Genomic DNA, 15681 nt, shown 5'->3' on the forward strand with positions numbered 1-15681 from the left:
CCGGTGGCGCGGGCTCGACCGGCGGTCAAGTCCGCCCGGTTGCGCGGATCGCCCCGGCGTGCTGCGGTTGCTGTCCCTCTCGTAGGAGGACCGCCCGCGGAAACCCGTGTGGCCCGCCCTCCCCGGCCGGGAGGTGCGGGCCACACGGGGTGTCCGACTGGCGACCGGCGTCAGCCGTTCTGCCCCGAGGGGCGCCGCAGCAGAGTCTCCTTGCGGGCCGCCATCCGAGCCGTCACGCTCGCCCGGCGGGCCGACGCCGCCCAGGCCACTCTGATGGCTGAGCGGGGTGCGACGAGCGCCCGCAACCGCGTGAGCCGGCTCGCCGGAGCGCGCAGGGCACCCGAAACCCGGCGGGCGTCCTCCGCGAGCCCCGAGGTCATCCGGGGGCGCGGAGCGTAGAGAACCTGCTCCGCCGCCGCCGCCACCCGGTGCACCGCCTCCGCCGCGTCCCAGTCGAGAAGCCCGAGCCGGACGATCCGCGCCGCGGCGTTGCGCGGCGTCTGGGACTCGTCCGGCACGATCCCGTAGTCCCACGCCGTGTCGGTCACCTCCAGCCAGGCCGCCAGCGTGTACGCCGCCGCGTCCGCCTCACCACGGCCGTGCGCACCGAGCCGCTGGGCCCGGACCCGCAGCCGCCACAGCATCGGCAGCGACGGCAACGCCAGCACCAGGAGCGCCAACAGGGTCAGCCCCAGGATCTGGAACCACGGTGTGCCGTCGTCCTTGGAGCCCACCGCGGCCGACGCGGACTGGCTCGGGCACCCCTCCAGCCGCTTCAGCTGCGCCGAGCAGGTGGCGCCCGCCGACGGCGCGGTGGACGGCGCGGCGGACGCCGAGGTCGCCGGATTCGGAAGCGTCGGCGTGTCCAGGCCGGGAGTGGCCGTCTGGGTGTAGTCCGGCACCGAACCCCGGTTCGGGGTCGGCTCGAAGCGGGTCCAGCCCACCCCCTCGAAATACAGCTCGGGCCAGGCGTGCGCGTCCCGCAGTCCCACCGACATCGAACCGTCGGCCTGCGGGGAACCGGGCGTGAAGCCCACCGCCACCCGGGCCGGGATCCCCAGCGTGCGGGCCATCGAGGCCATCGCGAAGGAGAAGTGGACGCAGAAACCCTGCTTGTCCCTCAGAAAGCGCGCGATGGCGGCCGAACCGCTGCCGACCTGCACCTGGGTGTCGTAGGTGAATCCGCCGGTCACCGCGAAGTAGTCCTGGAGCTTGACCGCCTGCTCGTAGTGGTTCGTCGAGCCCTCGGTGACCTTGCGCGCGGTCTGGGCCACCACCGCGGGCAGCGACTCGGGCACCTTGGTGAACTCGCGCTTCAGGGCCGCCGACGGCTCCGGCGCGTCCGCGAGCTGCGCCGCGGTCGGCTGGACGACCAGGCTGGTGACGTCGTACACCACACCGCGCGTGTTCTGGCCGTGGTCGCCGACGAGCGTGCGGCCCACCGGCTCGTAGCGCCAACTGCCCTTGATGCTCACCTGACTCGCGGGGTACGGCATCGGAAGCCAGTCCTGCGCGTACCAGTCCGCGGCCGCGATACGGGTGCGGATCTTGCTGCGCCGGACGTCCGCCCCGAGGCCGATCGGGGTCGGGAACGTGTCGGGCACGTCCTGGATGTGCCGCTGGGCGGGCTTCCACGCCGTGCCGTCGAAGTCGTCCAGGGACACGATCCGCAGATACATGTCCTGGGTGTCCTGCGTGTTGGTGCGGTAGGACATGACCTGGCGGTCCTCGTCCACGTTCAGGCTGTCGCGGAGGGAGACCAGCGGGTTCACCGCGGAGATCGTGCCGCCGCCGCCGGAGCCCGGGCCCACGCCCGTACCGGCGGCGTCCAGCAGACCGCCGTCGAGTGCGGGCAGGCCGAGTGGCACCACCAGGGCGACACCCAGCGCGACCGCGCCGATGCGCCGCCCCGTACGGACCGGTGCGGTCGCGCCCGTCGAGACGTCCGGTCCCCGGGTACGGGGCGCGCCGCCGAAGACACGCCCCCACTGCGAGAGCCGGTCACGGCCCTCCGCCAGAAGCAGCATCAGATAGCCCCCGGCCGCGAGCAGGAACCACAGCCAGGTGGCCCCACCGCCCGAAAGACCCGCGGCGACCGAGTACAGCGCGAGCAGCGGGAGTCCGGCGGGGGCCGCGCTGCGGAACGTCACCGCGAGCGCGTCCACCGCGAGCCCGATCACCAGGACACCACCGACCAGCATCAGCCGGATGCCGTCGGACAGCGGTGCCGGTATCGCGTACCTGCCGACGTCGTCCGTGCCCGAGCGGAGCAGGTCGCCGAGGTGCTGGAACGCCTCCGGTCCGGGAACGAACCCGAGGACTGCCTGCTGCCGGGCGAAGACCAGGGTCAGCAGCATCAGCGTCACCAGCGCCTGCGCGGCCACGGTCAGCGGCCGGGCCAGCGGAACCCGCCGGGTCAACGCGCCCACACCGGCCTGCAGTGCCAGCAGGAACGCCGCCTGGAACAGCCAGGTCACCGGTTCGACCAGCGGCAGCAGAGCACACGCCGCCATCAGCGTGGCCGCCGCCGAGCACAGCGTCAGTCGTGCCCGCCCGCTCATCGGACTCCACCCCCTGCCGAACTCCCCGTGGACGCGGCACTCGTGCGCTGCCGGTCCGCCAGCCGCCACAGGTCCGCGAGATCCGCGCCACGCGGTACGGTCACGGCGGTCCAGCCCGCCTCGCGCAGCATGCGCAGTCGGTCCTCGCTTCTGTCCAACGGGCCGGGGACGTCCGCGGGTTCCCGCACCCAGGCCTCGCTGTCCAGCAGGAAGGCGACGGCTCCACCGCTGCGCTGACGCATCTTGCCGAGCACCGTCGCCTGCTCCTCGTCCAGGTCGCCGAGGAAGGCGATCAGCAGCCCTTCGTTCCCGCTGCGCAGGACGTCGTAGGCGCGGGACAGCCCGGTGCCGTCCGAGTGGTCGATGACCGCGAGCGTGTCCATCATCAGCCCGGCGGCGTCCGCCGACTGCTGGCTCGCGCCCGCGAACCCGTCGGCGCCCTCCCCGGGTACCGAACTGCCGTCGTCCGTCAGCAGCCTGACGGAGAAGCCCCGCTCCAGCATGTGCACCAGCGACGAGGCCGTGCCCGAAACCGCCCACTCGAAGGCCGAGTCGGGACCCGCGCCCTGGTAGGCGATGCCCCGGGTGTCGAGCAGCACCGTGCAGCGGGAGCGCTGCGGCTGTTCCTCACGACGGACCATCAGTTCGCCGTAGCGCGCGGTCAGGCGCCAGTGCACCCGGCGCAGATCGTCGCCGTAGCGGTAGCCGCGGGGGATGATGTCGTCCTCGCCGGCCAGCGCCAGCGAGCGCTGCCGTCCCTCGCCGTACCCCTTCGCCTCGCCGGTCAGCCGCACCGACGGCAGCGGCTCCACGCGCGGGATGACGGTCAGGGTGTCGTACGTGGAGAAGGAGCGCGTCAGCTCGCACATGCCGAAGGGGTCCGTGAGCCGCAGTTGCAGCGGTCCCAGCGGATAGCGGCCACGCAGGTCGGAGCGCACCCGGTAGGACACCTCGCGGCGGCCGCCCGCCTCCACCCGGTCCAGGACGAACCGGGGCCGCGGCCCGAGCACGTACGGCACCCGGTCCTGGAGCATCAGCAGTCCGGTGGGCAGCCGGGAGACGTTGTCCATCCGCAGATGGACCCGGGCCTCGGAGCCCGCGGGTACACGCCCGGGGGAGAGCCTGCGGCTGCCCGCGACGCGGTACCGGGTGCGGTACAGCACGGTCGCGCAGACCAGCGGAAGCGCCGCGAGCAGCAGGCCGACCCGGAGCAGATCGCTCTGCCCCAGGACGTACGCGCAGATCACGGCGGCGACTCCGGCGGCCAGGAAGGAGCGTCCGCGGGTGGTGAGACCGGCGAGCGCGGTGCGCAGCCCGCCCTTCTCCTCCTCGGCGTCACCCGTCCCCGCGGACATCACAGCCTCCGGGGCGGCTGCTGGCCGAACGCGGGCGCGCCGCGGCCCATCGGGTAGCCGGAGCCGGCCTGCTGCTGGGGCGCTGCCGGAACGGGGGTGTGCTGCAGGATCTCCTGGACGACCTGCTCGGCCGTACGACGGTTCAGCTGCGCCTGGGCGGTGGGGAGCAGACGGTGTGCCAGGACCGCCACGGCGAGTGCCTGGATGTCGTCCGGCAGCGCGTACTCCCGGCCGCTCAGTGCGGCGGACGCCTTCGCCGCGCGCAGCAGGTGCAGCGTGGCACGCGGCGAGGCGCCGAGTCTCAGGTCGGGGTGGGTGCGCGTGGCGGCGACCAGGTCGACCGCGTACCGGCGGACGCTGTCCGCGACGTGGACCGTGCGGACGGCGTCGATCAGCTTCACGATCTCGTGCGCGTGCGCCACCGGCTGGAGGTCGTCCAGCGGGTTCACACCGCCGTGGATGTCCAGCATCTGCAGTTCGGCCTCCGCGCTGGGGTAGCCGATGGAGACACGGGCCATGAAACGGTCGCGCTGCGCCTCCGGCAGCGGGTAGGTGCCCTCCATCTCGACGGGGTTCTGCGTGGCGACGACCATGAAGGGGCTGGGCAGTTCGTAGGTCTGTCCGTCGATGGTGACCTGGCGCTCCTCCATCGACTCCAGGAGCGCGGACTGCGTCTTGGGCGAGGCGCGGTTGATCTCGTCGCCGATCACGATCTGCGCGAAGATCGCACCCGGCTTGAACTCGAAGTCCCGGCGCTGCTGGTCCCAGATGGACACACCGGTGATGTCCGAGGGCAGCAGGTCGGGCGTGAACTGGATACGCCGCACCGAGCAGTCGATGGACCGTGCCAGCGCCTTGGCGAGCATGGTCTTGCCGACGCCCGGGACATCCTCGATCAGAAGATGCCCCTCGGCGAGCAGCACGGTCAGCGAAAGCCGTACGACCTCTGGCTTGCCCTCGATCACTCCTTCCACCGAACTGCGGACTCGCTCCACAGTGGCGGTCAGATCAGTAAGGCTCGCTCGATCGTCATAGGTCGTCACCCGGCCCTCCTCGGCCCTTTCCCGGGCCGACGCCCAGTGCGGACCGGCCCACCCCGAAAAACGGACACCACGCGCGAAGTTCCGCGTGACGCCACACCCGCATTCTTGTTGCCGTTACCGGTTCGTGTCACTCGCCTGTGGATAACTGGCTGCGATATGTCGGGTCTTACGGGCTTTTGGGGCGCCGAAAGGTCGGGGTCATTTCGTGAAGTGAGAGTCCCACGAGGGCCCCCTGGGGTTGTACGAGGGGGCCGGTGGGAGCGTTCAGGCGGGATCGATCTCGCGCAGCAGGCCCGTCGTCACGTCGAAGACGAAGCCGCGCACGTCCTCCGTGTGGAGCAGGAACGGGGAGGTGCGCACCCGTTGCATCGACTGTCGTACGTCCTGTTCGACGTCCCGGAAGGCTTCGACCGCCCAGGCGGGGCGCTGGCCGACCTCCATCTCCAGGTCGTGCCGGAACTCCTCGGTGAGGGACTCCAGGCCGCAGCCGGTGTGGTGGATGAGCACGACACTCCGGGTACCGAGCGCCCGCTGGCTGATCGTGAGGGAACGGATCACGTCGTCGGTGACCACACCGCCCGCGTTGCGGATGGTGTGGCAGTCGCCGAGCTCCAGGCCGAGCGCCGCGTGCAGGTCGAGCCGGGCGTCCATGCACGCGACCACGGCCACGTGCAGCACGGGCCGCGCGTCCATCCCCGGGTCGGCGAACGCGGCGGCGTACCGATGGTTCGCCTCCACGAGGCGGTCGGTCACGGTGCCGTCGGGGGAGACGCCGCGGGCGGATATGGCGTCTTCGGGCTCAGTGGGTACGGATGCAGAAGTCGTCATAGCTATGACGTTACTGGTCACGTATGAAGTAGTCCTGCTGTGAGGGTGGACAAAGAACGTCATCGTCTCTTGTTGTGAGGTAACCCACATGGGCACTCGGTACCGGCCGTATGGGTGATCTTTGCCGATTCATGACTTCGTCCGGGGCTTGATCGAGGAGCGGTCCGCGACGCGCATGCCGGTTGATTGACCGCGACACGGCGTGGACTAAAGTGACGCGAAGCGGGAGTCGAGACTCCCTGCTGGACTGATTTCCCCCGGAGACCCGGTGATTTTCCGGCGTCTTCCCCGCGTGCGCGGCGCGTACGTACGGCTCGGCCTCCTCCCGCTCCCGGTCGGCTGACGCCACTCACCCGGCGGCGGCAGGCCTCCCCTTCTCGAGCGGGTGGGGACCCGGCGGTGCGTGCGACCGTGCCGGATCTGAGAGGGCCCCTTGAGCCAGAGTCGACACGTCCCGGTGATGCTCCAGCGGTGCCTGGACATGCTGGCCCCGGCCCTCGCCGAGCCGGGAGCCGTCGTCGTCGACTGCACGCTCGGACTCGGCGGCCACAGCGAGGCGCTCCTCACCCGTTTCCCCGAGGCCCGTCTGGTGGCCCTCGACCGCGACAAGGAAGCGCTGCGCCTCTCCGCGGAGCGGCTCGCGCCCTTCGGTGAACGCGCCACCCTCGTGCACGCCGTCTACGACGAACTGCCCGACGTGCTCGCCCGCCTGGACGTCCCGCGCGTCCAGGGCGTCCTGTTCGACCTCGGCGTCTCCTCCATGCAACTCGACGAGGCCGACCGCGGGTTCGCGTACGCCCAGGACGCTCCGCTCGACATGCGCATGGACCAGACGACCGGGATCAGCGCGGCCGAGGTGCTCAACACCTACGCGCCGGGTGAACTGGTCCGGATCCTGCGCGCGTACGGCGAGGAGAAGCAGGCCAAGCGGATCGTCTCCGCCGTGGTGCGCGAACGCGACAAGGCGCCGTTCGACAACAGCGCGCGGCTCGTCGAGCTGATCCGCGACTCCCTGCCGCAGGCCGCCAAGCGCACCGGCGGCAACCCGGCCAAGCGCACCTTCCAGGCCCTGCGCATCGAGGTCAACGGCGAACTGAGCGTCCTGGAGAGGGCGATCCCCGCCGCCGTGAAGGCGGTCGCCGTCGGCGGCCGGATCGCCGTGCTGTCGTACCACTCGCTGGAGGACCGGCTGGTCAAGCAGGTCTTCGCGGCAGGCGCCGCCACCACCGCGCCGCCCGGTCTGCCGGTGGTGCCCGAGCGCTACCAGCCCCGGCTCAAGCTGCTCACCCGTGGTGCCGAACTTCCCACCGAGGAAGAGGTCGCCGAGAACCGGCGAGCGGCTCCGGCGCGGCTGCGCGGGGCACAGCGCATCCGCGAGGACGCCGAGTGAGGCGCCGGGAGGGGGAGAGCGAGTGAGTGGGAAACCCGAACGCACGGCGCGGCCGACCGGCGGCGCCTCCCCGCGACGCGACCGCGGGTCGGGAGAGCGAACCCGCCGGGAGGGCCTGTGAGCAGGAAACCCGAACTCACGGGCAGAGCCGCCCGGCTCGCCCGGCTTCTCCCCGCCGGCGCGGCGAACGCCGCCCGCACCCCCTTCGTCCTGCTCGTCGTGCTCCTGCTCGGCGGTGGACTCATCGGCCTGCTCGTACTGAACTCCGCGCTGAGCGAGGGTTCCTTCCACCTCGACGACCTGCAGAAGGGCACCAAGACCCTCACCGACGAGGAGCAGGCGCTGCAGCGGGACGTGGACGCCTACTCCGCGCCCGACGCCCTCCAGCGCCGCGCCCGTGAGCTGGGCATGGTCCCGGGGGGCGACCCCGCCTTCCTGAACCCGGACGGCACCGTCAAGGGTGTCCCCGAAACGGCCGCCCGGGACTCCGCCCTGCAGAACCCGGCGCCGCGCCCGCCCGAGGTCCTCTCCTCGCCGACCGCGAGCCAGGCCCCGCCCACCGGCACTCCGGCCGCCGGCACCCCCGCCACCCAGGCTCCCGCCACCCCGGCCCCCGGCGTCCCGGCCGCCACTCCCCGGGCCGTCGCCACCCCCAGCATCCCAAGCACCCCCAGCACGTCCCGCGCACGGTCCCTGGCTTCCGTCCCCACCTCCACCCCCACCCCGTCCACACAGCGCTCCTCGACCCCCGGCAGGTGACGGAAGTGTCCGACAGGGAACCGCCGCGCCGCCGTGTACCCGGCCCCGCCCGGCCCGCACGCCCCGGCGGCCAGCGCCGCCCGGGCCCCGGCGCCCGCCCCGCACGCCGTCCCGGCGCACCCAGGCCCGGCGCCCCCAGGCCCGGCGGCTCGACGCCGTTGCGGCTCGGCAGCCCCCGGCCCCGGCTCCGCATGGTCAGCCTGGCCCTGACGCTGGTGATGGCCGCCTTCGTCGTCCGGCTGCTCCAGGTACAGGCCGTGGACGCGAGCGCGTACGCCGCGAAGGCCGAGCAGAACCGCTACGTCGGCCGCACGCTGGCCGCCACCCGCGGCGGGATCACGGACCGCAACGGCGTCGAGCTGGCCACGAGCGTGGACGCGTACGACATCACGGCCGACCCCACGATGTTCACCCGGACGGCGACGAAGGTGTCCGACGCGCCCGAGCAGGCCGCGGCACTGCTCGCGCCGATCCTCGACCAGAGCCCGGACACGGTCGCGAGGAAGCTGCGGACGAAGAACACCCGCTACACGCTGCTCGCGCACCGCCGGACCCCGCAGGTCTGGAAGCAGATCAAGGACCTGAAGACCACGCTCGCGGCCAAGGCGGAGACCGACAAGACCGCGGTCAACTTCCTCGCCGGCGTCCTCGCGGTCCCGGCGAGCAAGCGCGTGTACCCGAACGGCGATCTGGCCGCCGGGATACTGGGCTGGGTCAACGCCGACGGCAAGGGCGGCGGCGGTGTCGAGCAGCAGTTGAACAAGGAGCTCTCCGGCAAGGACGGCAAGCTCCGCTACGCGCAGTCCGGCGGCCGTCAGGTGCCGACCGTCGGCTCCACCGAGACGCCCGCCGTGGCCGGCTCCGACGTCGAACTGACCATCGACCGTGACATCCAGTGGGCCGCGCAGAACGCCATCACCGAGCAGGTGAAGAAGTCCGGGGCGGACCGCGGATACGTGATCGTGCAGGACACCCGCACCGGCGAGGTGCTCGCGATGGCCGACTCGCCCGGCTTCGACCCGAACGACCTCTCCCAGGCCAGCGCGGCGGCCCTGGGCAACGCGGCCCTCCAGGACGCGTACGAGCCCGGCTCCACCGCCAAGGTCATGTCGATGGCCGCCGTGCTGGAGGAGAACGTCGCCACGCCCGGGACGCACGTGGTCGTGCCGAACCGGCTGCACCGCGGCGACCGGCTCTTCCAGGACGACGTCGACCACGCGACGTGGAACCTGACGCTCAACGGGGTGCTCGCCAAGTCCAGCAACATCGGCACCATCCTGGCCGCCGGCCAGCTCGGCAAGACGCAGAAGGCGGCCAACGAGGTCCTCTACTCGTATCTGCGCAAGTTCGGCATCGGCGGCTACACCGGGCTCGACTTCCCCGGCGAGACGAGGGGCATCCTCGCGCCCGCCGACAAGTGGTCGACGTCGCAGCAGTACACGATTCCTTTCGGCCAGGGTGTCTCCATCAACGCGATGCAGGCTGCGTCCGTCTACTCGACGATCGCCAACGGCGGCGTACGCGTGCAGCCGACGCTGGTACGCGGCACGAAAGGGCCCGACGGCCGCTTCGCTCCCGTCGTCCAGCCGAAGAAGACCAGGGTCGTGAGCGCGAAGACGGCGAAGACCCTCGCCCAGATGCTGGAGTCCGTCGTGGACGACGAGGAGGGCACCGGCGCCAAGGCGCGCATCCCCGGCTACCGGGTCGCGGGCAAGACGGGTACGGCCAACCGCGTGGATCCGGCCACCGGCAGGTACCACGGCTACACCTCGTCGTTCGCCGGGTTCGCCCCCGCCGACAAGCCCAGGATCACCGTCTACTGCGCGATCCAGAACGCCACCAAGGGCAGCTACTTCGGCGGCCAGATCTGCGGCCCCATCTACAAGCAGGTCATGGAGTTCGCGCTGAAGACCCTCCAGATCCCGCCCACCGGAGCGCGGGCCGCCAACCTCCCCGTCTCCTTCACCCCGTGACCCGCCCCGAGCCCGCCCCCGACCGCACACCCTGATCAGCCCGTACGTACAACGGACCAGGAACCACCTCGTGACAACGATCACCCCGGATCCCCGCAACCTGGGCTCCGCGCGCCCCTCGCTTCGCTCCGGCGGGGGTGAGCCCGGTACGCTCACCGCCGTGCCACACGCTGATCAGTCCCAAACCACCCAGAAGGGCGTTCCTGTGACATATCCGGGGCCGCCGCGACCGGTCCAGAACTCCGCAACACCCCTCGCGGAGCTCGCCGATCAGCTGGGTGCCAACGCCCCGGCGTCGACCGCGGAGGTCACGGGCATCACCCACGACTCCCGCGCCGTGCGCCCCGGCGACCTCTACGCCGCGCTGCCCGGCGCCCGCCTGCACGGCGCCGACTACGTGACCCAGGCGGCCGGTCTCGGCGCGGTCGCCGTGCTGACCGACCCGACCGGGGCCGAGCGGGCCGCCGCCACCGGCCTGCCGGTCCTCGTGGTCGACGACCCGCGTGGACGCATGGGCGAGCTCGCGGCCACGATCTACGGCCACCCCGGGCGCGACCTGCTCCAGATCGGCATCACCGGAACCTCCGGCAAGACCACCACGGCGTACCTCGTCGAGGGCGGTCTGAAGACGGTCCGCAGCACCGGCCTCATCGGCACGGTGGAGATGCGCATCGGCGACGAGCGCATCAAGTCGGAGCGCACCACCCCCGAAGCAACCGATCTCCAGGCGCTGTTCGCGGTCATGCGCGAGCGCGGCGTCGACGCGGTCGCGATGGAGGTTTCCAGCCACGCGCTGGTGCTCGGCCGGGTCGACGGCTGCGTCTTCGACATCGCCGTCTTCAACAACCTCAGCCCGGAACACATGGAGTTCCACTCCGACATGGAGGACTACTTCCGGGCCAAGGCGCAGCTGTTCACTCCGGAACGCAGCAAATTCGGCGTGATCAACCTCGACGACGCCTACGGGCGCCGGCTGGCCGAGGAGACCACCGTCCCCTTCGTCACCTTCTCCGCGGAGGGCCACCCGGACGCCGACTGGCGGGCCGAGGAGGTCGAGGTCGGTCCGATGGACTCGGTCTTCGTCGCGGTCGGACCCAAGGGCGAGCGGATCACCGCAAGGTCGCCGCTCGCGGGCCCCTTCAACGTGGCGAACACCCTCGCCGCGATCGTCGCCCTCGCCGCCGCCGGACTCGACCCGCAGACCGCGGCGGACGGCGTCGCCGCCGTCCCGGGCGTCCCGGGCCGGCTGGAGCGCGTGGACGCCGGCCAGCCCTACCTGGCGGTGGTCGACTACGCCCACAAGACGGACGCCGTCGAGTCGGTGCTGCGCGCGCTGCGCAAGGTCACCGAGGGCCGGCTGCACGTCGTGCTCGGCTGCGGCGGCGACCGGGACATGACCAAGCGGATGCCGATGGGCGCCGCCGTGGCGCGGCTCGCCGACACCGCCGTACTGACATCGGACAACCCCCGCTCGGAGGACCCCCTCGCGATCCTCGCGACGATGCTCGCGGGCGCCGCCGAGGTACCGGCCCACGAGCGCGGCGAGGTCCAGGTCTTCGAGGACCGGGCCGCCGCCATCGCCGCCGCCGTCGCCCGGGCCCGGCCCGGCGACACCGTGCTGGTCGCGGGCAAGGGCCACGAGCAGGGCCAGGACATCGCCGGGGTGGTGCGTCCCTTCGACGACCGCCAGGTGCTTCGCGAAGCTATCCAGAAGACCCAGGGATGAACTTGTGATCGCCCTCTCTCTCGCCGAGATCGCAGCAGTCGTCGGCGGGCAGACGCACGACATACCGGATCCGGCCCTGCAGGTCACCGGACCGGTCGTCAGAGACTCCCGTGAAGTGGAGCCAGGCAGCCTCTTCGTCGCCTTCGCCGGCGAGCGCGTGGACGGCCACGACTTCGCCCGGGCGGTCGTCGACGCGGGCGCGGTCGCCGTCCTGGCCTCCCGGCCCGTCGGCGTGCCCGCGATCGTCGTCGAGGACGTGCAGACGGCCCTCGGCGCCCTCGCCCGCCACGTCGTCGAACGGCTCGGCGCGACCCTCGTGGCCCTCACCGGCTCCGCGGGCAAGACCAGCACCAAGGACCTGATCGCCCAGGTCCTGCGGAGCAAGGCGCCGACCGTCTTCACGCCCGGTTCGCTCAACAACGAGATCGGACTGCCGCTGACCGCGCTGACCGCCACCGAGGAGACGAAGTACCTCGTGCTGGAGATGGGCGCCCGCGGCATCGGCCACATCCGTTACCTCGCGGATCTCACCCCGCCGAAGATCGGTCTCGTCCTCAACGTCGGCACCGCCCACATCGGCGAGTTCGGCGGCCGCGAACAGATTGCACAGGCGAAGGGGGAGCTCGTCGAGGGCCTCCCCGAGGACGGCGCCGCGGTCCTCAACGCCGACGACCCGCTCGTCCGCGCCATGGCCTCCCGGACGAAGGCGCGGGTGGTGCTTTTCGGAGAGTCCGGCGAAGCGGACGTACGCGCCGAGAACGTCCGTCTCACGGACCTTGGACAGCCTGCGTTCAGGCTTCACACACCCTCCGGGTGCAGTGATGTGACCATGCGCCTGTACGGTGAGCACCACGTGTCGAACGCGCTCGCCGCGGCCGCCGTCGCCCATGAGCTGGGCATGTCCGCAGACGAGATCGCCCGCGCGCTCTCCGAGGCGGGCTCCCTCTCCCGCTGGCGGATGGAGGTCACCGAGCGCCCGGACGGCGTGACGGTCGTCAACGACGCCTACAACGCGAACCCCGAGTCCATGCGAGCCGCCCTGCGCGCGCTCGTGGCGATGGGACGAGGGCGTCGTACGTGGGCGGTGCTCGGTCAGATGGCCGAGCTCGGGGACGAGGCTCTCGCCGAGCACGACGCGATCGGGCGGCTCGCCGTCCGACTCAACGTCAGCAAGCTCGTCGCGGTCGGGGGCAGGGAAGCGTCCTGGCTCCAACTGGGCGCATATAACGAGGGTTCGTGGGGTGAGGAGTCGGTGCACGTGTCCGACGCACAGGCGGCTGTCGACCTGCTGCGCAGCGAGTTGCGCCCGGGGGACGTCGTCCTCGTGAAGGCGTCCCGGTCGGTCGGGCTCGAACGGGTGGCGCAGGCGCTGCTCGCAGGCGGTGCCGAGGGTGAGGTTGCTGCCCGATGATGAAGCAGATCCTGTTCGCAGGAGTCATTGGTCTCTTCCTCACCCTGGTCGGCACGCCGTTGCTGATCAAGCTGCTGGCCCGCAAGGGCTACGGGCAGTACATCCGTGACGACGGGCCGAAGGAGCACCACAGCAAGCGCGGTACGCCGACCATGGGTGGTATCGCCTTCATCCTGGCGACGATCGCGGCGTACTTCCTGTCCAAGATCATCACGGGGTACGCGCCGACCTTCTCGGGTCTGCTGGTGCTCGGCCTGATGGCGGGCATGGGCCTGGTCGGCTTCCTGGACGACTACATCAAGATCGTCAAGCGGCGTTCGCTCGGTCTGCGGGCCAAGGCGAAGATGGCCGGACAGCTGATCGTCGGCATCTCCTTCGCGGTGCTCGCGCTCCAGTTCTCCGACAACCGCGGGAACACCCCGGCCTCCACCAAGCTCTCCTTCGTCCAGGACTTCGGCTGGACCATCGGCCCGGTGCTGTTCGTGGTCTGGGCGCTGTTCATGATCCTGGCGATGTCGAACGGCGTGAACCTGACGGACGGTCTGGACGGCCTCGCCACCGGCGCCTCCGTCCTGGTCTTCGGCGCCTACACGTTCATCGGCGTCTGGCAGTTCCAGGAGTCCTGCGCCAACACACAGACCCTGACCAACCCGGCCGCCTGCTACGAGGTACGAGATCCACTGGACCTCGCGATCGTCGCCTCCGCGCTGATGGGCGCCTGCCTCGGCTTCCTGTGGTGGAACACCTCGCCCGCCAAGATCTTCATGGGTGACACCGGTTCGCTGGCCCTGGGCGGCGCGCTGGCCGGTCTGGCGATCTGCTCCCGCACCGAGCTCCTGCTCGCGCTGCTCGGCGGCCTCTTCGTCCTGATCACCATGTCCGTGGTCATCCAGGTCGGTTCGTTCCGGCTCACCGGCAAACGTGTCTTCCGCATGGCACCGCTCCAGCACCACTTCGAACTCAAGGGCTGGTCGGAAGTCCTGGTCGTGGTCCGTTTCTGGATCATCCAGGGCATCTGCGTCATCGTCGGTCTCGGCATCTTCTACGCGGGATGGGCGGCCGAGAAGTGACCTCCCCGGAGTTCCAGGGCAAGCGCGTCACCGTCGCCGGGCTCGGGGTCTCCGGCATCCCGGCGGCGCGGGTCCTGCACGGACTCGGCGCGGTCGTCGCGGTCGTCAACGACGGCGACGACGAGCGCTCGCGCGCGCAGGCCGCGGAACTGGAGGCGCTCGGCGTCACCGTGCGCCTCGGCGACGGCGACACCCTGCCCGGGGGCACCGAACTCATCGTCACCGCGCCCGGCTGGAAGCCGGACAAGCCGCTGTTCGCCGCGGCCGCCGAGGCGGGCGTCCCGGTCTGGGGCGACGTCGAGCTGGCCTGGCGCCTGCGGGAGCTGGACGGCAGGAAGGCCGCCCCCTGGCTCGCCGTCACGGGCACCAACGGCAAGACCACGACCGTGCAGATGCTCGCCTCGATCCTGAAGGCGGCGGGACTGCGTACGGCCGCCGTCGGCAACATCGGGGTCTCGCTGCTGGACGCGGTGCTGGGCGAGGAGACGTACGACGTCCTGGCGGTGGAGCTGTCCAGCTACCAACTGCACTGGGCGCCCTCGCTGCGCGCCGACTCCGCGGCCGTGCTGAACCTGGCACCCGACCATCTCGACTGGCACGGCTCCATGGAGGCGTACGTCGCCGACAAGGGCCGTGTGTACGAGGGCAATCGGGTCGCCTGCGTCTACAACGTCGGCGACAAGGCCACCGAGGACCTGGTGCGCGAGGCGGACGTCGAGGAGGGCTGCCGGGCCGTCGGCTTCACCCTCGGCACACCCGGGCCGTCCCAACTCGGCGTGGTGGACGGCATTCTGGTCGACCGCGCCTTCGTCGAGAACCGGCAGAAGAACGCCCAGGAGCTCGCCGAGGTCTCCGACGTGCGCCCGTCGGCCCCGCACAACATCGCCAACGCCCTTGCTGCGGCGGCCCTCGCGCGCGCCTTCGGCGTCCCCGCCGGCGCCGTACGGGACGGCCTGCGGGCCTTCACCCCGGACGCCCACCGCATCGCGCACGTGGCCGACGTGGACGGGGTCGCGTACGTCGACGACTCCAAGGCGACCAACACCCACGCGGCGGAAGCCTCCTTGGCGGCCTACGAGTCGATCGTGTGGATCGCCGGCGGCCTCGCCAAGGGCGCGACCTTCGACGAACTGGTCACCAAGTCGGCACCGCGACTTCGAGGGGTCGTGCTGATCGGCGCCGATCGCGCGCTGATCCGTGAAGCCCTCGCGCGACACGCCCCGGAAGTACCCGTCGTCGACGTCGCCCGCACCGACACTGGGGCGATGCTCGCGGCGGTTCAGGAGGCCGCACGGCTCTCCGGAGCGGGAGACACCGTCCTGCTGGCGCCGGCCTGTGCGTCCATGGACATGTTCGCCAACTACAACAAGCGCGGTGACGCTTTCGCGGAGGCGGTTCGCGAACTCGGCACCGCGAGCGCCTGACGGCGGGACCCAGGCGCCCCGGGACCCTTGGGAGGGACGCGTGACGCCATTGCGGTCGGGGCTTCGCAGGCGGCTTTCGGCAGGCGGAACGGCGCTGTGCCGGCCCGTCCTCGCCGCAGTGCCCGCACGGCCCGGGAGAAC

General features: G+C 71.5%; 11 protein-coding genes. 7 read left to right on the top strand and 4 right to left on the bottom strand.

Features of this window, described 5'->3' with window-relative positions:
* Positions 1-170: 170 nt before the first annotated feature.
* The 4 genes from OG199_RS30110 to OG199_RS30125 all read right to left on the bottom strand — a co-directional run bounded on the left by OG199_RS30110 (position 171) and on the right by OG199_RS30125 (position 5787).
* Positions 171-2561 (bottom strand): DUF3488 and DUF4129 domain-containing transglutaminase family protein, encoded by a 2391-nt coding sequence (locus OG199_RS30110; protein ID WP_405832114.1) that lies wholly within the window; start codon positions 2559-2561, stop codon positions 171-173.
* A complete protein-coding gene (locus tag OG199_RS30115; RefSeq protein ID WP_405832116.1) occupies positions 2558-3916 on the bottom strand; it encodes a DUF58 domain-containing protein in 1359 nt (452 codons plus the stop codon). The genes OG199_RS30110 and OG199_RS30115 overlap by 4 nt, the downstream gene beginning before the upstream one ends.
* Positions 3916-4959, bottom strand: a complete 1044-nt coding sequence (locus OG199_RS30120) for a MoxR family ATPase (RefSeq protein WP_266698568.1) — start codon at positions 4957-4959, stop codon at positions 3916-3918. The genes OG199_RS30115 and OG199_RS30120 overlap by 1 nt, the downstream gene beginning before the upstream one ends.
* Positions 4960-5223: 264 nt before the next feature.
* Positions 5224-5787, bottom strand: a complete 564-nt coding sequence (locus OG199_RS30125) for a carbonic anhydrase (protein ID WP_356800451.1) — start codon at positions 5785-5787, stop codon at positions 5224-5226.
* A 433-nt stretch (positions 5788-6220) separates the two neighbouring features.
* On the opposite strand from OG199_RS30125, the gene rsmH reads away from it, so the two are divergent.
* The 7 genes from rsmH (at position 6221) to murD (ending at position 15540) form a co-directional block, all read left to right on the top strand.
* Positions 6221-7177, top strand: coding sequence for a 16S rRNA (cytosine(1402)-N(4))-methyltransferase RsmH (rsmH, locus tag OG199_RS30130; protein WP_405832118.1), 957 nt, complete (start codon positions 6221-6223; stop codon positions 7175-7177).
* Between the two features lie 117 nt (positions 7178-7294).
* Positions 7295-7936, top strand: a complete 642-nt coding sequence (locus OG199_RS30135; RefSeq protein ID WP_405832120.1) for a hypothetical protein — start codon at positions 7295-7297, stop codon at positions 7934-7936.
* A 5-nt stretch (positions 7937-7941) separates the two neighbouring features.
* Positions 7942-9909 carry a penicillin-binding transpeptidase domain-containing protein gene (locus OG199_RS30140; RefSeq protein WP_405832121.1) on the top strand — a complete coding sequence of 656 codons (1968 nt, stop codon included), beginning with the start codon at positions 7942-7944 and terminating at the stop codon, positions 9907-9909.
* A 205-nt stretch (positions 9910-10114) separates the two neighbouring features.
* Positions 10115-11635: a UDP-N-acetylmuramoyl-L-alanyl-D-glutamate--2,6-diaminopimelate ligase gene (locus tag OG199_RS30145; protein ID WP_405832122.1), complete on the top strand. Its 1521-nt coding sequence runs from the start codon at positions 10115-10117 to the stop codon at positions 11633-11635.
* Between the two features lie 4 nt (positions 11636-11639).
* Positions 11640-13046, top strand: coding sequence for a UDP-N-acetylmuramoyl-tripeptide--D-alanyl-D-alanine ligase (murF, locus tag OG199_RS30150; protein WP_356800456.1), 1407 nt, complete (start codon positions 11640-11642; stop codon positions 13044-13046).
* Positions 13043-14116 (top strand): phospho-N-acetylmuramoyl-pentapeptide-transferase, encoded by a 1074-nt coding sequence (gene mraY / locus OG199_RS30155; protein WP_266698560.1) that lies wholly within the window; start codon positions 13043-13045, stop codon positions 14114-14116. The genes murF and mraY overlap by 4 nt, the downstream gene beginning before the upstream one ends.
* Positions 14098-15540 (top strand): UDP-N-acetylmuramoyl-L-alanine--D-glutamate ligase, encoded by a 1443-nt coding sequence (gene murD / locus OG199_RS30160; protein WP_405832124.1) that lies wholly within the window; start codon positions 14098-14100, stop codon positions 15538-15540. The genes mraY and murD overlap by 19 nt, the downstream gene beginning before the upstream one ends.
* The last annotated feature ends 141 nt before the right edge of the window (positions 15541-15681 follow it).

Source organism: Streptomyces sp. NBC_01176, assembly GCF_045039825.1.
In the GTDB taxonomy this organism is placed as follows: Bacteria; Actinomycetota; Actinomycetes; order Streptomycetales; family Streptomycetaceae; genus Streptomyces.

Coding starts and splice junctions, on each gene's coding strand:
- mraY (WP_266698560.1), top strand. CDS start 13,043: ATGATGAAGCAGATCCTGTTCGCAGGAGTCATTGGTCTCTTCCTCACC.
- OG199_RS30125 (WP_356800451.1), bottom strand. CDS start 5,787: ATGACGACTTCTGCATCCGTACCCACTGAGCCCGAAGACGCCATATCC.
- OG199_RS30115 (WP_405832116.1), bottom strand. CDS start 3,916: ATGTCCGCGGGGACGGGTGACGCCGAGGAGGAGAAGGGCGGGCTGCGC.
- OG199_RS30110 (WP_405832114.1), bottom strand. CDS start 2,561: ATGAGCGGGCGGGCACGACTGACGCTGTGCTCGGCGGCGGCCACGCTG.
- murD (WP_405832124.1), top strand. CDS start 14,098: ATGGGCGGCCGAGAAGTGACCTCCCCGGAGTTCCAGGGCAAGCGCGTC.